A 19,419-nucleotide genomic window follows, 5' to 3' on the forward strand; every position below is an offset into this window, starting at 1 on the left:
GATGGTTAGTGCAGTTGTGCGAACAGCTAAGCTGACAGACGGTGAGATACTTGCGCTCGTAAAATCTTTGTTGAATTGTGACCCCACGGGAGAAGCTGTAATAAATTACCCTATAGGTCACATAGTACGTATAAACTCTGACTCAAAATTGAGCGATACTCAGCTGCAAGACAAAAACAGAATTATATTAGATATGAAGTTTGGATTTGGAGGGTCAGTTCAAGAGGTGGTCTGCTTCCATAGGGGGGTAGTCGAACCTGATTTTTGGCGCCAGCATCCGAATATTAACGGGTTCGCGCGTAGCCAGCCACATGCATATTTTGATGAGATTGGTTTCCTAGAACCTGAACGAAATTCATATGGGCAACAGCAACAACATGATAAGCTGCCGAAAGAGGTAATATTTTCGGTTATCTCCCTTATCAACGGCAAGTCAGTCGAAGGATTGCTAGCCGATGACTCGGCTAAAGAAAATCTACATCAGATGGTTGCCGCGCAAATTGCTGACCTCCGGCAACTTAATCTGGAGATGACTTCAGGTTTGGCTAAAGCTCGCGCTAATATAGATACGGATTTAGCTAAAAAAACTGAAAAACTCGATAAAGAGTTTGAAGCACGAAAATCTTTGTTGAAAGAGCAAGAGATAGAATTATCGAACTTGCGAAAAGAAATCAATGATCGAGAGCCGCAACACGAACGAAGGAGATTGCGTGAGCATCTTACAGAACGGTTGCAGCAGACGATCATTAACCCTCCTATAGTTACAGGAGTTACGGAAAGGCGCTCATACTATTTTTACATTGCGGCTGGAGCTGTTTTTCTGATTCTGTCGTTTAGTCTAACGATTTTTAGTAATTTAGAAGTCTCTGGATCAGCTGCATTTTGGGTGAATGCTGCAAAAAGTTTGGTTGCAGGCGTCGCAGGTGCAGCTTTCACATGGGCGGGGCTATCCGGTCTAAAATCGTCTACTATTGCGGCTCGTGAACATGAACAGGCTGTACAAAGATATGCTTTCGACATGGATCGCGCGAGTTGGATAGTTGAAACGATCTTACAAATGAACGCAGCCGAGCAAGCCGAAGTGCCAAGAGAATGGTTGGAAAATGCGTGTAGAGATCTGTTTGTAAGATCTAGCAAAGCCGTTGAGGATTATCGATCACTCGACGCGTTCGCTGCGTTGTTTGATGCGACTGCCAAGGCGCGAATTGGTACGAACGGTATCGAATTTGAAATCGATCGCAAGGGCGCGCGAAAATTAGCTCACGAAACCGGTAACTAATCCCCCCTGTCCTACACGCCCCCCAATCCGCTAACACCGCCGCTCCTTCAACCCGATATATCGGTGGTGCCGCGCGTCTGACTCTCTGATGTAACCTCCAAAGTCGATCCGTCGCCGCTGCGCCTCCCGCTCCTCGATACGCGGAAAGAGTGCGCCGCCAGCGGTAGCCGCATCGACCGCGCGCTTGCCGATTGCGCCTTCGGGCCGGCCAGCGCGGCGATGGGTCATTTGAGAACGCGGACTTTGCGCCACTGCCCCGATCGTCGTCCCGAAGGAAACCTTCTCCTGCCCGCGCAGCGGCGGCGCGGCAGGATCTATGTGCAAGCCATGCCCGATACCCCTGCTGTCGCAGGCGCCCCCCAACGCCGCCAAAATCCAACACCACCAACACCGCAACCGCCCCCAATGGGTAGTGACGTAGTGTGACCTTTGAGGCTTTCCGCGCCAAAATCCCTGTTGGAACGCATGGGCCATTCGCATCGCGGCCTGCCGCGGATTGACCCATATCAATGCGCGCCCTCCCGGCCCCCATCACACTTAGCATTTCCGTGCCTTTTGGCGCTTTGACAAAGGCTTAGCTTATGAACGCCGCATCCCCCGTCACGCCTTACGACATGATCGGCGGCGACGAAGCCGTGGTCGCCATCGTCGGTCATTTCTACGATCTGGTGGAAAAAGAGCCCGAATATGCGGCATTAAGGGCGCTTCATGCTGCCGATCTCGGCCCGGTGCGCCATTCGCTGGAGCGGTTCCTGACGGGCTGGCTCGGCGGACCGCGGGACTGGTTCGACCGGGGAACGTGCATCATGTCGATGCACCGCGCTTTCCCGATCACCCCCGCCATCGCCACCCAATGGTCGGACGCAATGGGCCGCGCCATAATCGCCTATCGCACGGAAACGCCCGCTCTGAACGCCGACCTTGCCGAGCGCATGGCGGAGAAGATGGGCCATATGGCGCAGGGCATGATCAACCTCGCCGCCGAAAGGGCCGACGCCCCCGCCGCCTGAGCCCGTCTATACGAGGCAGCAGGCGGCGGCGCGGGTTGGGAAGGGGCTATTCGTCCTCGTCGCGGTCCGTCTCGCCCATGATGTCTTCCTCATCGTCCATCTTCGGCTCACCGGCATAGGCGCCATTGTCGATATGCCCGCTGGAAACCATCGCGTTCATCGTATCGACCAGGTCGGGGACATCGTCGGGGATGATCTGTGTGCGGTCCGGCTTGCCGCCGCGCTCGCTTTCTTCATTGACTTCGGTGCCATGGCGCCGCGCATCGGCGGCGACGTCCTGCGCCTGACCGCTATCGGCTTGCTCGCTATTGTCGGGGTCGGCGTCGGGGAAGGGGGGTGTGTTGGGGGTCTGGGCGGTCATGGCATATCCTTCATGCAAAAGAGCAAGCTGCCGGGATAACGCCGCGCCCCTCCCGCCCGTTCCGAGCTCCGACGGAAAGCTGAACCCCACCCGTCCACGCGGTTATGTTCCGTTCATGCAACTACTTTGCAGCGCCCCTCGTTCTGCCCTCACTAAAGACACAAGGGAACACGCCATGAAGAAGTTCTTGCTCAGCCTGTCCATCGCATCGATGGCCATCACCGCCGCCCCCGCCATGGCGGAGCAACCCGGACAAGGCTGGCGTCAGGATCAGCGCGAAGACCGTCGCGAAGAGCGTCAGGACCGCCGGGACGATCGTCGCGACGACCGTCAGGATCGCCGTGCCGACCGGCGCGATGACCGCCGCGACCATCGTCGGGAAGTGCGCGATTATCGCCAGTATCGCAATTACGACTGGAACCGCCCCGAACGCGGCCAGCGCTACGACGCACAGCGCTATTATCGCGATGGCCGCTATTATCAGCCGCAGCGTGTGACGCGCAACACCCGCGTTTATCGCGGTGGCGACGGTCGCTATTACTGCCGCCGCAATGACGGCACGACTGGCCTGATCGTCGGCGCGGCCATCGGCGGCTTGCTGGGCAACCGCATCGACAATGGCGGCTCCGGCCTGCTCGGCACGCTGATCGGTGCAGGCGGCGGCGGACTGGTCGGTCGCGAAATCGATCGCGGCGGCACCACCTGCCGCTAAGGCAAAGGCTATGGGGCGGGCGGACACAGTTTCGCTCGCCCCAATCGCTATCTATAACGCAGCGCTTGACCATCGCAGCCCGGCATCGGATGAGACACCATCCAAGGCTGTGAGTGAAACGACATGACCGAAAACTGGCTCTACGACGCGCACCCCGCCATGTTCCGCAGCAACCCGCTGCTCTTCATCCTGCTGCTCATCTCCGTCGTCGGCATCGTCGGCCTCGGCATATGGTGGATCAAGTGCAAGGGGGAACGCCTCGCCGTCAGCGACAGCGAAATCCTGATGGAGCGCGGCCTCCTCTCCAAGCAACGCACGCAACTCGCCCTCTCCAGCGTCCGCACCGTCCGCATCAGCCAGAGCGTCTTTCAGCGGATGCTAGGCGTCGGCAATATCGAGATTTTCAGCGCAGGCGACTATGCCGAAATCGCGATCCGCGGCATGCCCGATCCCAACCGCGTCCGCGCACTCGCTGCCCGCCGCGACGCCTGACTGGCTATTTCCCGACGAACAGAAACGCCACCGCACCCATAATACACATGAACGCCGCAAAGTGCCGCCAGCTTAGCGGCTCGCCCAGCACCAGCACCATGAACGCGCCGAACACGATCAGCGTAATGGCCTCCTGCGTGATCTTGAGCTGCGCGCCGCTCCATCCATGCGCATAGCCGATCCGGTTGGCGGGTACGGCCAGACAATATTCGAACAGCGCAATGCCCCAGCTTATCAGGATCACCGCGAACAGCGGTTTGCTCATCCCGCCTTTCAGGTGCCAATACCACGCAATCGTCATCATCACGTTCGATCCGATAAGCAAGGCGACGGGAATCATGCAGTAATCCTCGATTGCGGGGCCGCGATATTCCAGCTTGCACGACAATACGCAAAGGCTTGTGCAAGCCTTGCGATGTTGGTCTTTGATCCTTAGAGGGGCCGGGACTTTTCCTGCTGCGGCAGGATTCCCAGCGCAAGGATTACCAAGTGGCCAATGTGACCGTGATCGGTGCCCAGTGGGGCGATGAGGGCAAGGGCAAGATCGTCGACTGGCTGGCCGAACGTGCCGACGTCGTCGTCCGCTTTCAGGGCGGTCATAATGCCGGGCACACGCTGGTCGTCGGTGAAAATGTCTACAAGCTGTCTCTGCTCCCTTCGGGCATCGTGCGCGGCACGCTTTCGGTCATCGGCAACGGCGTCGTGCTCGATCCGTGGCACTTCCGCGATGAAGTCGCGAAGCTGGCGGGGCAGGGGGTCATCATCACGCCCGAAAATCTTCAGATCGCCGAAACCTGCCCGCTGATCCTGCCGTTCCATCGCGATCTCGACGGACTGCGCGAAGATGCCAGCGGCGCGGGCAAGATCGGCACTACCCGTCGCGGCATCGGCCCGGCTTATGAAGACAAGGTCGGCCGTCGCGCCATCCGCGTCTGCGACCTCGCCCATCTCGACGATCTGGGGCCGCAGATCGACCGTCTGACCGCGCATCACGACGCTCTGCGCGCCGGTTTCGGCGAACCGCCGATTGACCGCGACGCCCTGATGGCGGAACTGCGCGAAGTCGCCGACTTCATCCTGCCTTATGCCAAGCCCGTCTGGCTCACGCTCAACACGGCCAAGGCGCAGGGCAAGCGCATCCTGTTCGAAGGCGCGCAGGGCGTCCTGCTCGATGTCGATCATGGCACCTATCCCTTCGTCACCTCGTCGAACACCATTGCGGGAACGGCAGCAGGCGGATCGGGCCTCGGCCCCTCGGCCGCCGGGTTCGTGCTGGGCATTGTAAAGGCCTACACCACCCGCGTCGGCTCCGGCCCGTTTCCGACCGAACTGGAGGACGAAACCGGCCAGCGCCTCGGCGAACGCGGCCATGAATTCGGCACCGTCACCGGCCGCAAGCGTCGCTGTGGCTGGTTCGATGCCGTGCTCGTGCGGCAGTCGGTTGCCGTGTCGGGCGTCACCGGCATTGCGCTCACAAAGCTGGACGTGCTCGACGGGTTCGAGGAACTGAAAATCTGCGTCGGCTACACCATCGGTGACAAGACTTACGATTATCTGCCTGCCCATACGCAGGATCAGGCCCGCGCACAGCCCGTCTACGAAACCATCGAAGGCTGGCCCGACACCACTGCGGGCGCACGCAGTTGGGCCGACCTGCCTGCACAGGCCATCAAATATATCCGCCGGATCGAGGAACTGATCGGCTGCCCGGTCACTCTGGTATCGACTTCGCCCCAACGCGACGACACGATTCTGGTGCGCGACCCCTTCGCGGACTGACAACTATAGGAGCCACGCCATGTCCCTCTCGATCCCGGTTTTCTATGGCTCCTATCGCTCCGACCGGATGGGCATCCGCCTCGCGGACTATATTGTCGCGGGCCTTGCGGCGCGTGGCGACAAACCAGAATTGATCGACGCAAAGGCTATCGACTTGCCGATGCTCGACCGCATGTACAAGGAATATCCCAAGGGCGAAGCGCCACCGGCGATGGAAAAGCTGGCCGAAACAATCCGTGACGCGGATGCTTTCGTCTTCGTCACCGGCGAATATAATTGGGGGATGCAGCCGGGCCTCAAAAACCTGACCGACCATTTTCTCGAAGAATGGTTCTGGCGTCCCGCCGCCATCGCCAGCTATTCGGCGGGTCGGCTTGCCGGGGCACGCGCCAACAGCATGTGGCATCCTACGCTCAGCGAGATGGGCATGGTCGTCATTTCCAGCACCCTGACCGTCGGACCGATTGCCCAGACTCTCGACGAACAGGGCAAGACCACCGGCGACGCGGGCAAATCGCTCGACCGCGCCTTCCCGCGCTTTGCCGACGATCTGTCATGGTGGGCACAAGCGGCAAAGACACAGCGGGCCGCCAAAGCGCCGCCCTACTGATCGTTATTCCAGCACCCCGAGCAGCAGCAGGACTATCGCAAACAGGAGCAGCACGATGACGGTCGACATCATCAGCACCATCAGCCGCAACGCACTGCCCACCCGCGAGCTGCCATAGGCACCGCGCAACTGCTTATACATGTGGATCGGCGGAATGATCATCAATGCCACGCCCCAGATGGCGATGCCGACCCCCAATGACGCCGCGATGCTCAAAACGATCAGCAACAACAGCATGAAGCTGATCGAATAGGTCGCGAAAATGGCATGGTCGTACAGGTGAATGTCCCGCCGCCAGAAATACATGATCCACAGGAACGGGATGCTCAGCGGGATCAGCATCCAGCTATATTTATACCCGTTGGTCTTGAGTTTGTAGATCAGCAACGAGGGGTTATCCTGCGCCTTCTCGATCGCGTGATCCAGCGCCGTCCAGCCTGTGTTGGCGTCAAAACGATCGCTCTTGCCGCCAGTGTTCGCCTTGCTCGAAGTGCGCTTGTCCAGTTCTGCAAGCTTCGACCAGTCACCCGTTGCTACCGCCGCCATGCCGTCGCGATCGTCGATCTTGTTGGCAATCTGCGTATCCAGTCTGGCCTTTTCGGCGGCACTAAGCTTGGGATCCAGCCGCACCTTCTGTAACGTGTCGATCTCTTTCTGCGTTCGGGCATATTCCTCCTTGATGCCCGCGCGCCAATCCCCGACCGGCACATCCTTGCCACCGATGTTGACGTTCTGATTGCCACCCAGCAGCGCGCCGCCGGTAAAGCCGAAGACGGCAAAGGTCAGGAACACCGTGAAGAGGAACAACGCCATCGGCGACACGAATCTGGCCCGCTGGCCATCGATGAATCGCCGCGTCAGCCTGCCGGGGTGGAACGCAAGCTCCGGCAACGTGCGCCACACTTTCCCTTCGAAATGGAATACGCCGTGCAATATGTCATGACCCAGCGATCCCAGGCTGCGGTGAATATGCCCGGCCTGTCCGCATTGCGCACAATAGGGGCCGGTCAACGCCGCGCCACAATTGGCGCAGGGGCCATGTACGTCATGCGCAGCCGCACCATGGGCCGGTTCGACAGCGCGCGCGATCATGCCGCCTGTCAGGGCATCGCCCGCTGCTTCGATTTCCCCCGTCATGGCGTCGATCCTATCATGCGCGCTTCTCTTGGCAACTGCTCATCGCGGCTGCATGGGTGCGTTTCCTACACCAGCAAATCATGGTAGTGACGCGCCCATGAACGACATGACTCAAACACCCGAAATGCTCATCGCCATGCTCGGCGCGCGCGCGCGCAAGGCGGCAGCGATTCTGGCGCAGGCCACGGACGAACAAAAGGCGCAGGCGCTCAAACTTGCTGCGCAGGCTCTGCGCGATGCGGCACCGGCCATCGCAGCCGCCAATGCCCGCGATATGGAAAACGCCGCAGCCAACGGATTGTCGCCAGCGATGCTCGATCGCTTGCGTCTGGACGCGGGGCGCATTGCCGCCACGGCAGACGGTGTGGAAGCGGTCGCCACACTCCCCAATCCGCTGGGTGCGATCATCGACAGCAGCGAACGGCCTAATGGTCTTGTCCTGCAGCGTGTCCGCGTGCCGCTGGGCGTGATCGGGATCATCTACGAAAGCCGCCCCAATGTCACCGCCGATGCCGCTGCACTGTGTCTGCGTGCCGGCAATGCCGTCATCCTGCGCGGCGGCAGCGAAGCGGTCGAAAGCAACCGCGCCATCCACGCCGCCATGCTGTCCGGCATTGTGGCAGCAGGCCTGCCTGCTGACGTCGTTCAGATCGTGCCGACCACAGACCGCGCTGCCGTCGGGGCCTTGCTCAAGGCATCCGAATTTGTCGACCTCATCATCCCGCGCGGCGGCAAAAGCCTTGTCGCGCGCGTGCAAGAGGAAGCGCGCGTTCCCGTCCTCGCGCATCTCGACGGCATCAACCACAGCTACGTCCATGCTGCGGCCGATCCTGACATGGCATGCGCGTTGGTGGTCAATGCCAAGATGCGGCGGACCGGCGTCTGCGGCGCCACGGAAACGGTCCTGATCGATCGTAATTTCGTCGGTGCAGACCGACTCGTCCAAGCGCTTCTCGACGCGAAATGCGCGGTGCGGGGGGATGGCGACGTGCAGGCGCTGGACACGCGCGCTACGCCCGCGGCCGATGACGATTGGGACACAGAATATCTCGACGCCATCGTGTCGGTGCGAATGGTCGATGGGCCGGAGGACGCCATTGCCCATATCGCTGCGCATGGCAGCCATCATACCGATGCCATTATCACCGAAGATGCCGCAACTGCTGAGCAGTTCCTCAACGCCGTCGACAGCGCTATCGTTATGTGGAACGCTTCCACCCAGTTCGCCGATGGGGGCGAATTTGGCCTGGGCGCGGAAATCGGCATTTCGACCGGACGCCTCCACGCGCGCGGCCCTGTCGCGCTGGAAGGGCTGACGACTTACAAATGGTTGGTGCGCGGCACGGGGCAGACGCGCCCGTAAACAGTGCCGCTCGCGCTATTTCTTTGCAAGCGTACCCATTATCGTCGCAAGCCATAGATTGCCGCCCGCGTCCCAGTCTGCCAAAGCGGGACCATGGCCCGGATCGGCATATTGGGTGGCTCCTTCAATCCCGCGCATGGCGGCCATCGCGCCATTTCGCTCTTCGCGCTCAAGGCGCTGGGGCTGGATGAAGTGTGGTGGCTCGTTTCCCCGGGCAATCCGCTGAAACCGGCCAAGGGCATGGCATCGCTGCCCGCCCGCTTGGCCAGCGCCCGGCATCAGGCGCGCCGCGCGCCTATCCGCCCGACCGCAATCGAACGGCAACTGGGTACGCGCTATACCGTCGATACGCTCCGAAAGCTGACAAGGCGCTACCCCGCGCATGACTTCATCTGGTTGATGGGCGCGGACAATCTGATTCAGTTCGGCCAATGGAAGAACTGGCGCGGTATCGCGCGAATCATGCCCATTGCCGTAATCGCGCGTCCGGGCTATGAGGGACAGGCTCATGGCACGTTCGCCATGGCGTGGCTGCGGCGCTTCGTCCGGCCCGCGCGCCAGAGCAGACACTGGACGGACTGGAGACCGCCAGCGCTTGTGCTGTTGCGCTTTCGCCCTGATCCAAGATCGGCGACCCTGCTGCGGCAGGCGGACCCCCTCTGGCATCGTGAGTTTAAGAATTTGCGCGTGCGCGATCCGCTCACGCGCGCAATGATTGTATGAAGGAGTAGAATTGCCCAGACCGACCCCCGCCAACGATACGGCGCAGCATGAAGAGATCGAAGATCGTCCTTATGCCGACACCGAATCCGTGGCCGCCCTGCACGCCCTTGTCATGCAGTCGCTTGACGACGACCAGGCGCAGGACATCATCTCGATCCCGCTCGAAGGCAAAAGCAGCATCGCCGACTATATGGTGATCGCAAGCGGTCGTTCGTCGCGTCAGGTCGCTACCATGGCACAGAAGCTGGCCGAGCGCGTGAAGCATTCCACCGGACGCAGCGCGCGTATCGAAGGGCTCCCGGTTGCCGACTGGGTACTCATCGACGCAGGCGACATCATCGTCCACCTGTTTCGGCCGGAAGTACGCAGCTTCTACAATCTGGAACGGATGTGGGGCTTTGTCGATGCGCCGGTCGCTGGCACGGCTTAACGCCGCCTACTAAGACCTCAAACCACCTCTGTTCGGTTTGAGCTTGTCGAGAACGTCAAGCTGCGTTCTCGATCAGCTAGAACCGAACGGGGTGCAGTAAAGCGCTACATCGGGAGACCGTCACTTGCTCCTGCACATCATCGCGCGTGGCAAGATCGGCCGCTCGCCCGAAGCGGACCTTGTCGACCGCTATCTCAAGCGTGTCACGCTGCCGACCAAAGTGACCGAGATGCCTGACCGTGGCGGTAAGCTGCCGCCCGTCCTTCCCGGTACCGTGACCGTGATGCTGGATGAAAAGGGGCAGCAGCTTTCGTCGATGGTCTTCGCCCGCCGGATCGAAGGCTGGCGCGACAACGGCACCCGCGAATGTCGCTTCCTGATCGGCGCGGCGGATGGCTTTGACGATGCTGCGCGCGCCGATGCGGACCTGTTGATCGCCTTCGGCGCGATGACATGGCCGCACATGATGGCGCGGGCGATGCTTGCCGAACAATTGTGGCGCGCAACGAGCATCCTTGCCAATCACCCCTATCATCGCGAAGGGTGATGTTATGGGCAGGGGGCGGATCAGTGCAGGCATAGCGGCAGCGGGCGTCGCCGCGCTGCTGGGCTATGCGGCGCTGGCGCAGGATGTCGTTCTTCCCGGCACCGGCCCGACCAGTCTGGCGTCGGAACAGCAAGCCCTGACCTCCGCGCGCAAGCAGGCGCAGGCCGCCGCGCGTCGATCCCGGCTCCTCGAAACACAGGCCAATCAGGCTACGCAGGATGCGGACCGCGCCAGTCGCCGCGCCGCCGCTGTCGCTGCGCGCATTCAGGAATCCGAAGCCGATATTCAGGCGGCACAGGCGCGGATCGCCATCATCACGCGCCTGCAACGTGCTCAGGCGCACAGGCTTGCGGAACGCCAGCAACCGATTGTGAAACTGACGGCGGCATTGCAAATGCTCGCGCGTCGTCCTGTTGCGCTTGCCATCGCGCAGCCCGGATCGATCAGCGATGCGGTGCATATGCGCCTCGTCCTCGACGCCGTGTTGCCCGTAATCCGGGCGCGAACGGCGGGACTCCGCGCAGAGCTGGTACGCAGCCGAAAACTGCGGGGTGTTGCCGAACAGGCCGCCAAAGCCCTTGAGCTCAGCCAGGCCCAGCTTGCAACCCGTCAAGGCGAACTGCGCCGCCTGGAAACCGAAAAGCGCATTGCGTCGCGTGACTATCGGTCCAGCGCGAATGTGGAGGCTGATCGCGCCATTGCTCTGGGAGAGCGCGCCCGTGACATCGTCGATCTGATGGACCGGCTGGAGGAGGCGGGTGCCGTTCGGGAACGGCTGGCCAGCTTGCCCGGCCCGACATTGCGGCCTAATCAACCGGGCCAGACCGCCTCGCCACAGGTGGTGGCCATAGCAACCCAAAACCGCCTGCCGGCCTACCGCATGCCGGTCGTCGGACAGCTTGTCACCGGCTTTGGCGAAGTGTCGGAAGGCGGGGTGCGCTCGCGTGGACTGACGCTGGCGACACAGCCCAATGCGCAGGTCGTGGCACCGACCGCAGGCAGGATCGTTTTCGCCGGTTACTATCGCGGCTTCGGCCAGATCCTGATTATCGATCACGGGCAGGGATGGACGACACTCATCACCAACCTCCACCGCCTGTCGGTCAGTGTAGGCGATTCGGTGCGTCAGGGAACGCCGCTCGCCATCGCAGGCCCCGTCGCGACGACCGTCACTGTCGAGTTGCGCCGCAACAGCCGCCCGATCGATATCGTCCCCTTGTTAGCGCGCGAATAAGCCCGCATCCAAAATGCCTGCTGGACGTCCGTGCAACTGTGATTAAGGTAGCGTGATCAATATCTTGGAGAAGATGCTCATGGATCGTCGCGCTTTTCTGCTGACCAGCGGTGCCGTTGCCCTTGCCACCGCCGCCGACCGCGTCATGGCGCAATCAGGAACGACCGACGCGCAGTTGAATGCTGCGTTCGATGCTATCTTCGAACGCTATCTCGACCATTCGCCCACGATGGTGACCTCACTCGGCCTCGATAAAGGCGCGCGGGCAGGGGCCAAGAGCCAGCTTGGCGACAACAGTGCGCAGGGTATGAAAGACGATCTGGCACTGACTCGCGCTGCGCTGGAACAGCTTGCGCCCTTCAAGTCTGCCAAGCTTTCGGACGCTGCGGCGCTCAATCTGGAAGTGGTGCTCTACACGCTCGACCAGGACACTACTGCACCGGAAAAATTCGGCCTCTCATCGGTCATCCGCCCCTACCGTATCTTTCAGCAGGGCGGCAGCTACTTCAACACGCCCGACTTCCTCAACACCGCGCACAGCATCGCGAATAAAGCCGATTGCGATGCCTATCTGGCGCGCCTCGATGCCTTTGCAACGAACCTCGACAATGACAGCGAAGTGCAAAAGGCGGAGGCTGCACGCGGTTATCTTGCCCCCGGCTGGTCGCTTGACCTGACCTTGGGGCAGCTTGCCAAATTGCGTGGGCAGCCGTCCGCCCAAAGCACCTTGGTTCACTCGCTCGTAAAGCGTGCTGCCGCCGCCAATGTCGCAGGCAACTGGCAATCGCAGGCCAGCGCCATACTCGATGGCAAGATCTATCCTGCGCTTGATCGTCAGATTGCCTTGCTCAAGCAATTGCGCGGCACGACCAAAGCGGGCGATGGCTTGTGGCGCGTACCGCGCGGACAGGAAATCTACGCCGCTGCGCTCAATCAGGCGACCACCACCGACTTTACGCCGCAGCAGGTCCACGAGATGGGGCTGGCACAGGTTGCCGATATCAGCGCGCAACTCGACACGATCCTGAAAGGGCAGGGGCTGACCAAGGGATCGGTCGGTGCGCGCCTTGCGCAACTCAATGCCGACCCCGCGCAACTCTATCCCGACACCCCCGCCGGTCGCGAAGCGCTGATTGCGGACCTCAACAGCAGCTACCTCGCGATGAAAGCAAAGCTCCCGAAAGCCTTCTCCAGCGTGCCCGACATCGCGTTGGAAATTCGCGCGGTCCCGGTCGAAATTCAGGACGGCGCTTCCAACGGCTATTACCGCCGCGCGCCGCTCGATCAGTCGCGCCCTGCGCTCTACTTCATCAACCTTAAGGATGTGGGAGACTGGCCGAAATACACCTTGCCCTCGCTCACCTATCATGAGGGCGTGCCGGGCCATCATCTTCAAAACAGCATCGCCTCGTTCGCGGGTAATCTCCCCCGCCTGCGCTCGATGGGCGGGTACAGCGCCTATGGTGAAGGCTGGGCGCTGTATGCCGAGCAGGTCGCCGAAACCCTGGGCGGTTATGCCAATCCGCTGGAACGGGCAGGCTATCTTCAATCCTTCCTGTTCCGCGCGGCTCGCCTCGTCGTCGATACCGGCATCCACACCAAGCAGTGGAGCCGTGAAAAAGCGACGGCCTATCTGGTCGAAAAAACGGGCTTCGCGCAGCCACGTTCGCAGCGCGAAGTCGAACGCTATTGCACGCAACCGGGTCAGGCCTGCAGCTACAAGGTCGGCCATGCCGCATGGCTGCGCGCGCGCGACAAGGCGCAGGCGGCCATGGGTGCCAAATTCGATGTGAAGCAGTTTCACGATGTGCTGAAGGACGGACGGATGCCGCTGTCCATTCTGGAACGGCGCATTGAAGAGCGGACGAAGGCAGCGTTGGCGGCAAGCTGAGGGCTATGCTATCGCATTAACGCCACGCTCATCGACTTTGTGCGACGTTGGTCGAGCGCGGCTTTGCGCCTCGGTCAGATTACGCCTATATTACTGCAGAACCTCCAGTCAGGACTCCACGACCCGATGAAATCCGCCTTCCTGAAAAGCGCCGCCGCTCTCAGCGCGCTTGCCCTTATTCCCGCTACGACTGCCGCTCTCGCCGAGGCGGAAGGGAATAGCTACAAGGCGCTCGACGAGTTCATGGACGTGTTCCAGAAGGTCCGCAGCGACTATGTGGAAAAGGTCGACGATGAAAAGCTGATCAAGGGCGCAATCGAAGGGATGCTGGCCAGCCTCGATCCGCACAGCGGTTTCCTCGATGCGCGCGACTTCGCCAATCTGCGTACGCAGACCGAGGGCAATTATGGCGGTCTTGGCCTGTCGGTCACGATGGAGGATGGTGCCGTCAAAGTGATCGCGCCGACCGAGGATACGCCGGCATTCCGCGCAGGTATCAAGGCCGGCGATTATATCACTCACCTCGACGGCCAGCTTATCTACGGTGGTACCCTGGACGAAGCCGTCGACAAGATGCGCGGTGCGCCCGGTACGGCGGTCAAGCTGACCATCGTGCGTCCCGGCCGCGACAAGCCCATCGACCTTTCGCTCACCCGCGAGATCATCGAGCTGAAGCCGGTGAAGTGGGAAGTGAAAGACAATATCGGCATCATCAACATCGTCAGCTTCTCGGCCAACACCGGCGCAGACGTGCGTTCCGCCGTCCGCAGCATCGACAAGTCGCTTGGCCACAAGCCGACTGGCTATGTCCTCGACCTGCGGTCCAATCCGGGCGGCCTGCTGGATGAAGCCGTCTCGGTCAGCGACGTGTTCCTTGAACGTGGTGAGATCGTGTCGCAGCGTGGCCGTGCGAAGGGCGATGTCGAGCGTTACTATGCCAAGCCGGGCGATGACGCGAAGGGATTGCCGGTCATCGTGCTGGTCGACAGCGGCTCGGCTTCCGCGTCGGAAATCGTCGCCGGCGCCTTGCAGGATCAGCATCGCGCGCTGGTCATGGGCGAACGCAGCTTCGGCAAGGGCAGCGTGCAGACCCTGCTGCCGCTCAGCCAGACGACAGCGCTGCGGCTGACGACGGCGCGCTATTACACCCCATCGGGCCGTTCGGTGCAGGAAGGCGGGATCGAACCTGACATCCGTGTCCCGCAGATATCCGATCCGGATTACAAGGCGCGTCCGAAATTCCGCGAAAGCGATCTGCGCCGCCACCTCATCAACGAAATGAAGGTCGATAACAATACGCTGGAAGAAGACACGAAGGACGATCCGCGCTTCACCATGTCGGCTGAAGAGCTGAAGAAAAAGGGTATCGAAGACTTCCAGCTCTACTACGCGATGCAGACCATCGGGCGTTCGGGCGGTATGAAGCCGACACTGGTAGCGCGGGCGACGCCTCCCGCTCGCAAGCCCGCTTCACGCTGAATGTTCGCCTTCGTGGTCATCCGCATTTCCGGCCTTTGCGGGAATGACGAGCCTTTGTCATGACGCCGCTATCCAAAGCTCGCCTCATTGCGATTCTTGCCCCCACGGCACTGCTGGGCGGTGCATTGATCTCCCAATATGTCTTCGGCCTGCACCCGTGCGAAATGTGCATGTGGCAACGTTGGCCGCACCTTGCTGCAATCGCACTGGCACTCGTGGCCATTGTCACGCGGACGCAACGATCGACCAGTACGGCATTCGCAGCGATTGCGATCGCGATCAGCGGCGGTATCGGCGCTTTCCATGCGGGGGTTGAATATGGCTGGTGGGTCGGCTTGACCGCATGTTCTACGACGCCGGTTGGCGGCAGCGCTGCCGATATTCTCGACAGCATCATGGCAACCCCGCTGGTGCGTTGCGACGTTGCGCCGTGGTCGCTGTTCGGCATATCGTTGGCAGGGTACAATGCGCTCTTGTCGGTGGCCGCTGCCATCGCCACTTTGGCACTGTTGGCAAAGGCACGGAGGGCCGCATGACTGCACTCAGGGACTATCCAAAGCCAGGTCACAAGCCCGACACTGCATCGATGATGCGCGTCGATCAGGCTGGCGAATATGGGGCCACCCGTATCTATGCCGGGCAACTCGCCGTCATGGGCGACCGGCATCCCATGAGCCGCCTGATTGCGGGTATGGCCGCGCAGGAGGAGCACCATCGCCGTACCTTCGATCGTATGATGATCGAACGGGGCGTCCGCCCCACCATATTGCAGCCATTCTGGAATGTCGCGGGCTATGCCCTCGGTGCCGTGACGGCCGCTATAGGTCCGGAAGCGGCAATGGCCTGCACCGCAGCGATAGAAACCGAAATCGACAGGCACTATGCCGAGCAGCGGGAGCAGCTTGGTGACGCCGATCCGGAACTATCCGACACCATCGCGGATTTTCAGGCTGAGGAAGTCGAACATCGCGACACTGCACTCGCGAACGGTGCGGAAAAGGCGATGGCCTATTCCCTGTTGGCGGGCGTTATCCGCTTGGGCTGCCGTGCGGCGATCAAACTCTCGGCGCGTATTTGAAGGACCGAATGATGAAAACCCTGCCTTTCGCAGCAATGGCAATCCTCATGCTGGCAACGCCTGCGCTGGCGCAAACATCGCAGACGGTGGCTGGGCCGGATAACGAGAAGATCAATCTTGTCATCGTCTATGGCGACGACCCTTGTCCGCAGGCAACTGGCGATGAATTGATCGTTTGCGGCCGCAAGGAAGAGAAAGAACGCTACCGCATTCCGGAACCCTTGCGTGGCGATCCCAATGCACCTGCCAATCAGGCATGGGGTCAGCAGTACAAGGCTCTGGAATATGTCGGCAAGTCCGGCATCGATAGCTGCTCGCCATCCGGCATCGGTGGCTTTACCGGTTGCTTCAACCAGCTTGCGCGCAATGCCAAGGAAGAGCGCAAGCAAATGGGCAGTGCCTCCTGGGGCGATCTGGTCGCTGCAGAACGGGCAAAGCGTTTGTCCACTATCGACGCCGATTCGGACGCAATCGAAGCGCGCGTGAAAGCCGAAGAAGCTGCAAAGGCCAAGCAAACGCCTGCACCGGCACCTGACGCTCCGAAGTGAACGCTAACGGATTGGCCGTTCCATACATGCGCCATTCACTTGCGTAAGCAGATGATTGGCGAATGACACATCGGGTTGCATCAGTTCTTCTGGCTTGTGCCGCTATCGTGAGTTCGCCCGCGCTGGCTGCGGACCCACCGCAGAAGATATTCGCCCTCGTGGTGTATGGCGATGAAGCCTGCCCAAAGGCGGAAGGCGATGACATTGTCGTCTGCGCCAGAAAGCCCGAAGCCGAACGCTACCGCATTCCCAAGACGTTGAGGGATAAGCCTGCGGTGTCCGGCGGGCCAGGTTGGGGCAGTCAGGTTGCCAATATGGAAGCCATCGGGCGGCAAACAATCCCCGGCAGTTGCTCGGTAAATGGCAGCTATGGCGCCACCGGATGTACGGCTGCCATGCTCAGGCAATGGTTTGCCGAACGCCGTATGCAGGAATCCGCTGGCGTACCGTGATAGACGATATGTCTAGTCGTTCATGGACCTATGCGCACAGCGGATAACTGCCCACTGGCCCATACACGCCGATGGTAAGGCTTCCACAGCACGTGGGCGGGTCAGCCGAATGCTGTGGCGATGACATCCATCATCCACATTTAGACGATATTGCGTCTCTGCGTGAATGATATCGGCTCCATTTCAACGACGTTCATAGACGCCTTTTGGGCCGTCCCTTTGAGGCTCTCAGATCGTTCCCATGCCGCTTCGGCACGGGCGAATGCTACGGCATGGGCGGGGTGGGCATCGATCCATCTGCAAATTTCAGACTTTTCGGCCTCGTCGGGATCGCAATTATACCGAACAAGCAACCGGGCGGCTTGCTCTTCGATCTCCTGCCGATTGCCGCAATCCGACCCCTGCACGTTCCAGATCCGTTTCTTCGCGTTGTGACCATGCGCGCATAACAAGCGCAATGGCTTTGGCCAGATGTTTCTCAACAGTAGAAACGGATAAGCACATTTCCTCCGCTATCTCACCCATGGATTTATCGTGCACGCGCCGCAACACGAAAACGCGGCGACATTGGGCCGGCAAGGCAGCGACGATCGCCTCGACCTGACGCAGCGCATCGCGAGCATGCAACTGACCTTCCAGCGCTGTTTCGGACTGCAGCATTTCGAGGTCGGCAATCGCTTCGAAGCTGACGATCTTGTTGCGCCGCGCATTGTCGATGACCAGATTGCGCGCAATGGTGAAGAGATAGGCACGGCCCGCCGTCACCGCCTGCCAGTTGTCGGTGGCATAGGCCCGCGCGAGCACTTCCGCGACAGTGTCCTCCAGTTCCTGCGTCGGCGGCAATATCCGCCTCAACCGTCCGCGAAGCGCCGTTTCATGCGGCAGCAAGGTGGTTTTGAACCATTCCAGTTTTGCGCGAACCCGATCCACACTAGCCCCCTGTGCGTTGCTCTAGTTATTACGAGCCTCTCCGGGAGTATTATCTTATGAGGGCAATTCAATCATGGATTTTAATAGCTGTCCATCGCCTTCATGCTAATTTTCATACATGTGTGCCGCTTTAGCGGATGCAAAGCTCCAAGAACGAAGAAATATGCGCAGCTATTTTGCGTGATATCGCCATTGACGACGAAATCCACCATGCGACCGCAGGAGTCGGGCTTCTCGTTGGGATTAGCAGATGAATCGCAAACGCTTGGGATTTGCCGTTTCATCATGGCTGGCGGGTAACCGCTGAAGGCTATCCTACATGCACACGCCAATGTTTGCGATTCGTTCTTGGGGTGGCGTGGTGCGATCGTCTGATGTTGCTTAAGGGGGGGCGTCAGGACAACGACGCCCCGCTGCCTTATCCCAACATTTTGATAATGGATGAGAAATCCTTGCCGCCCTGTCCGGCGTTGGCCAATGCCTGATACAAGGCTTCTGCCGCATTGCCCATCGGCACACTTGCATCGACCGCTTGCGCAGCCTGCGTTGCCAGCTTCAGATCCTTCAGCATCAGTGCCACGGCAAAGCCGCCCTGATAGTCGTTGTCAGCCGGAGTCGTCGGCCCCACACCGGGAAGAGGGCAATAGCTTGTCATCGACCAGCTCTGACCCGACGAGACGCTGGAGATATCGTAAAACGTCTGCGGATCGAGACCCAGCTTTTGCGCCATCGCGAAGGCTTCGCAGGTGGCCACCATCGTCGCGCCGAGCAGCATGTTGTTGCAGATTTTCGCGCCCTGGCCCGTACCTGCGCCGCCAGCATGGATCACGGCCTTGCCCATGGCCGACAGGATCGGCTGAGCCCGCGCAAAGGCTTCATCAGTGCCCCCGACCATGAAGGTCAGCGTACCGCCCGCTGCCGCCGCGATCCCGCCCGAGACGGGGGCGTCCACCATGGCAAAACCTTTGGCCGTGGCGGCTTCGATAACCCGACGCGCCGTCGCCACGTCGATGGTCGAACAATCGAGGAAAAGCGCACCGGGCTTGGCCGCGCCGAAGACTTCGCCGGTATAGACAGATTCGACATGCTTGCCGGCAGGCAGCATCGTGACCACGGCGTCCGCGCCACTGGTGGCTTCCGCTGCGCTGCTGGCACGGGCGCATCCCGCGGCTTCCGCCTTAGCAAGCGCCTCTTCCGACAAATCGAACGCCCGCACGACATAGCCGTTCTTGACGAGATTGGCCGCCATGCCGCCGCCCATATTGCCCAGGCCGATGATAGCAATTGTCTGCGTCATGGATATTCCCTCTCAACCATTTGCCCCATGCGTATCGCAGGGCGTTATTTCGAAGGCCGGCGCGAAG

24 protein-coding genes are annotated in these 19,419 nt (G+C 60.6%); 17 read left to right on the forward strand and 7 right to left on the reverse strand.

What is annotated here, in order from left to right; translation table 11 throughout:
* Position 1 precedes the first annotated feature (1 nt).
* Positions 2-1,279 (forward strand): hypothetical protein, encoded by a 1,278-nt coding sequence (locus tag LQ220_RS02820; protein WP_230186749.1) that lies wholly within the window; start codon positions 2-4, stop codon positions 1,277-1,279.
* 30 nt (positions 1,280-1,309) lie between these two features.
* Here LQ220_RS02820 and LQ220_RS02825 read toward each other — a convergent pair whose 3' ends face one another.
* Positions 1,310-1,603, reverse strand: coding sequence for a hypothetical protein (locus tag LQ220_RS02825; protein WP_230186750.1), 294 nt, complete (start codon positions 1,601-1,603; stop codon positions 1,310-1,312).
* A gap of 257 nt (positions 1,604-1,860) precedes the next feature.
* Between LQ220_RS02825 and LQ220_RS02830 the strand changes: the two genes are divergently transcribed.
* Positions 1,861-2,289, forward strand: coding sequence for a globin (locus tag LQ220_RS02830; RefSeq protein WP_230186751.1), 429 nt, complete (start codon positions 1,861-1,863; stop codon positions 2,287-2,289).
* A 46-nt stretch (positions 2,290-2,335) separates the two neighbouring features.
* On the opposite strand, the gene LQ220_RS02835 is transcribed toward LQ220_RS02830, so the two are convergent.
* Positions 2,336-2,650 carry a hypothetical protein gene (locus tag LQ220_RS02835; RefSeq protein ID WP_230186752.1) on the reverse strand — a complete coding sequence of 105 codons (315 nt, stop codon included), beginning with the start codon at positions 2,648-2,650 and terminating at the stop codon, positions 2,336-2,338.
* Positions 2,651-2,825: 175 nt separating this feature from the next.
* Here LQ220_RS02835 and LQ220_RS02840 point away from each other — a divergent pair, with 175 nt between their 5' ends.
* The gene (locus LQ220_RS02840) at positions 2,826-3,362 is read left to right on the forward strand and encodes a glycine zipper 2TM domain-containing protein (RefSeq protein ID WP_230186753.1); all 537 of its coding nucleotides are present in this window, start codon (positions 2,826-2,828) and stop codon (positions 3,360-3,362) included.
* Between the two features lie 123 nt (positions 3,363-3,485).
* Positions 3,486-3,854 carry a PH domain-containing protein gene (locus tag LQ220_RS02845; protein ID WP_230186754.1) on the forward strand — a complete coding sequence of 123 codons (369 nt, stop codon included), beginning with the start codon at positions 3,486-3,488 and terminating at the stop codon, positions 3,852-3,854.
* Between the two features lie 4 nt (positions 3,855-3,858).
* Here the strand turns inward: LQ220_RS02845 and LQ220_RS02850 are convergent, their stop codons facing one another.
* Positions 3,859-4,194: a DMT family protein gene (locus LQ220_RS02850; protein ID WP_230186755.1), complete on the reverse strand. Its 336-nt coding sequence runs from the start codon at positions 4,192-4,194 to the stop codon at positions 3,859-3,861.
* A gap of 149 nt (positions 4,195-4,343) precedes the next feature.
* On the opposite strand from LQ220_RS02850, the gene LQ220_RS02855 reads away from it, so the two are divergent.
* Both LQ220_RS02855 and LQ220_RS02860 read left to right on the forward strand, forming a co-directional pair.
* A complete protein-coding gene (locus LQ220_RS02855; RefSeq protein WP_230186756.1) occupies positions 4,344-5,633 on the forward strand; it encodes an adenylosuccinate synthase in 1,290 nt (429 codons plus the stop codon).
* Between the two features lie 19 nt (positions 5,634-5,652).
* The gene (locus tag LQ220_RS02860; protein ID WP_230186757.1) at positions 5,653-6,243 is read left to right on the forward strand and encodes an NAD(P)H-dependent oxidoreductase; all 591 of its coding nucleotides are present in this window, start codon (positions 5,653-5,655) and stop codon (positions 6,241-6,243) included.
* Between the two features lie 3 nt (positions 6,244-6,246).
* On the opposite strand, the gene LQ220_RS02865 is transcribed toward LQ220_RS02860, so the two are convergent.
* Positions 6,247-7,380 (reverse strand): DUF3667 domain-containing protein, encoded by a 1,134-nt coding sequence (locus LQ220_RS02865; RefSeq protein ID WP_230186758.1) that lies wholly within the window; start codon positions 7,378-7,380, stop codon positions 6,247-6,249.
* A gap of 97 nt (positions 7,381-7,477) precedes the next feature.
* Here LQ220_RS02865 and LQ220_RS02870 point away from each other — a divergent pair, with 97 nt between their 5' ends.
* From LQ220_RS02870 to LQ220_RS02920, 11 genes are all read left to right on the forward strand, one after another.
* Entirely contained in the window at positions 7,478-8,743 is a 1,266-nt protein-coding gene (locus LQ220_RS02870) for a glutamate-5-semialdehyde dehydrogenase (protein WP_230186759.1), read from the forward strand.
* Positions 8,744-8,800: 57 nt separating this feature from the next.
* Positions 8,801-9,466, forward strand: coding sequence for a nicotinate-nucleotide adenylyltransferase (locus LQ220_RS02875; protein ID WP_290369011.1), 666 nt, complete (start codon positions 8,801-8,803; stop codon positions 9,464-9,466).
* A 112-nt stretch (positions 9,467-9,578) separates the two neighbouring features.
* Positions 9,579-9,896, forward strand: a complete 318-nt coding sequence (gene rsfS / locus LQ220_RS02880) for a ribosome silencing factor (protein ID WP_230187244.1) — start codon at positions 9,579-9,581, stop codon at positions 9,894-9,896.
* A 124-nt stretch (positions 9,897-10,020) separates the two neighbouring features.
* Complete coding sequence (locus LQ220_RS02885) at positions 10,021-10,443, forward strand: 23S rRNA (pseudouridine(1915)-N(3))-methyltransferase RlmH (RefSeq protein ID WP_230186761.1); 423 nt, start codon at positions 10,021-10,023, stop codon at positions 10,441-10,443.
* Positions 10,444-10,447: 4 nt separating this feature from the next.
* Positions 10,448-11,677 carry a peptidoglycan DD-metalloendopeptidase family protein gene (locus LQ220_RS02890; protein WP_230187245.1) on the forward strand — a complete coding sequence of 410 codons (1,230 nt, stop codon included), beginning with the start codon at positions 10,448-10,450 and terminating at the stop codon, positions 11,675-11,677.
* Positions 11,678-11,756: 79 nt separating this feature from the next.
* Positions 11,757-13,568 carry a DUF885 family protein gene (locus LQ220_RS02895; RefSeq protein ID WP_230186762.1) on the forward strand — a complete coding sequence of 604 codons (1,812 nt, stop codon included), beginning with the start codon at positions 11,757-11,759 and terminating at the stop codon, positions 13,566-13,568.
* Between the two features lie 126 nt (positions 13,569-13,694).
* Entirely contained in the window at positions 13,695-15,047 is a 1,353-nt protein-coding gene (locus tag LQ220_RS02900; RefSeq protein ID WP_230186763.1) for a S41 family peptidase, read from the forward strand.
* Positions 15,048-15,106: 59 nt separating this feature from the next.
* Entirely contained in the window at positions 15,107-15,583 is a 477-nt protein-coding gene (locus tag LQ220_RS02905) for a disulfide bond formation protein B (RefSeq protein ID WP_230186764.1), read from the forward strand.
* Positions 15,580-16,125: a demethoxyubiquinone hydroxylase family protein gene (locus LQ220_RS02910; RefSeq protein ID WP_230186765.1), complete on the forward strand. Its 546-nt coding sequence runs from the start codon at positions 15,580-15,582 to the stop codon at positions 16,123-16,125. The genes LQ220_RS02905 and LQ220_RS02910 overlap by 4 nt, the downstream gene beginning before the upstream one ends.
* Positions 16,126-16,133: 8 nt before the next feature.
* Positions 16,134-16,673: a hypothetical protein gene (locus LQ220_RS02915; RefSeq protein WP_230186766.1), complete on the forward strand. Its 540-nt coding sequence runs from the start codon at positions 16,134-16,136 to the stop codon at positions 16,671-16,673.
* A gap of 62 nt (positions 16,674-16,735) precedes the next feature.
* Positions 16,736-17,125, forward strand: coding sequence for a hypothetical protein (locus tag LQ220_RS02920; RefSeq protein WP_230186767.1), 390 nt, complete (start codon positions 16,736-16,738; stop codon positions 17,123-17,125).
* A 140-nt stretch (positions 17,126-17,265) separates the two neighbouring features.
* On the opposite strand, the gene LQ220_RS02925 is transcribed toward LQ220_RS02920, so the two are convergent.
* From LQ220_RS02925 to mmsB, 3 genes are all read right to left on the reverse strand, one after another.
* Positions 17,266-17,532, reverse strand: coding sequence for a DUF4880 domain-containing protein (locus tag LQ220_RS02925; protein ID WP_230186768.1), 267 nt, complete (start codon positions 17,530-17,532; stop codon positions 17,266-17,268).
* Positions 17,462-18,055 (reverse strand): sigma-70 family RNA polymerase sigma factor, encoded by a 594-nt coding sequence (locus LQ220_RS02930; protein ID WP_230186769.1) that lies wholly within the window; start codon positions 18,053-18,055, stop codon positions 17,462-17,464. The genes LQ220_RS02925 and LQ220_RS02930 overlap by 71 nt, the downstream gene beginning before the upstream one ends.
* Before the next feature lie 418 nt (positions 18,056-18,473).
* Entirely contained in the window at positions 18,474-19,352 is an 879-nt protein-coding gene (gene mmsB, locus LQ220_RS02935; protein ID WP_230186770.1) for a 3-hydroxyisobutyrate dehydrogenase, read from the reverse strand.
* Between the last annotated feature and the right edge of the window lie 67 nt (positions 19,353-19,419).

The organism is Sphingobium sp. CECT 9361, from assembly GCF_918741285.1.
Classification (GTDB): Bacteria; Pseudomonadota; Alphaproteobacteria; order Sphingomonadales; family Sphingomonadaceae; genus Sphingobium.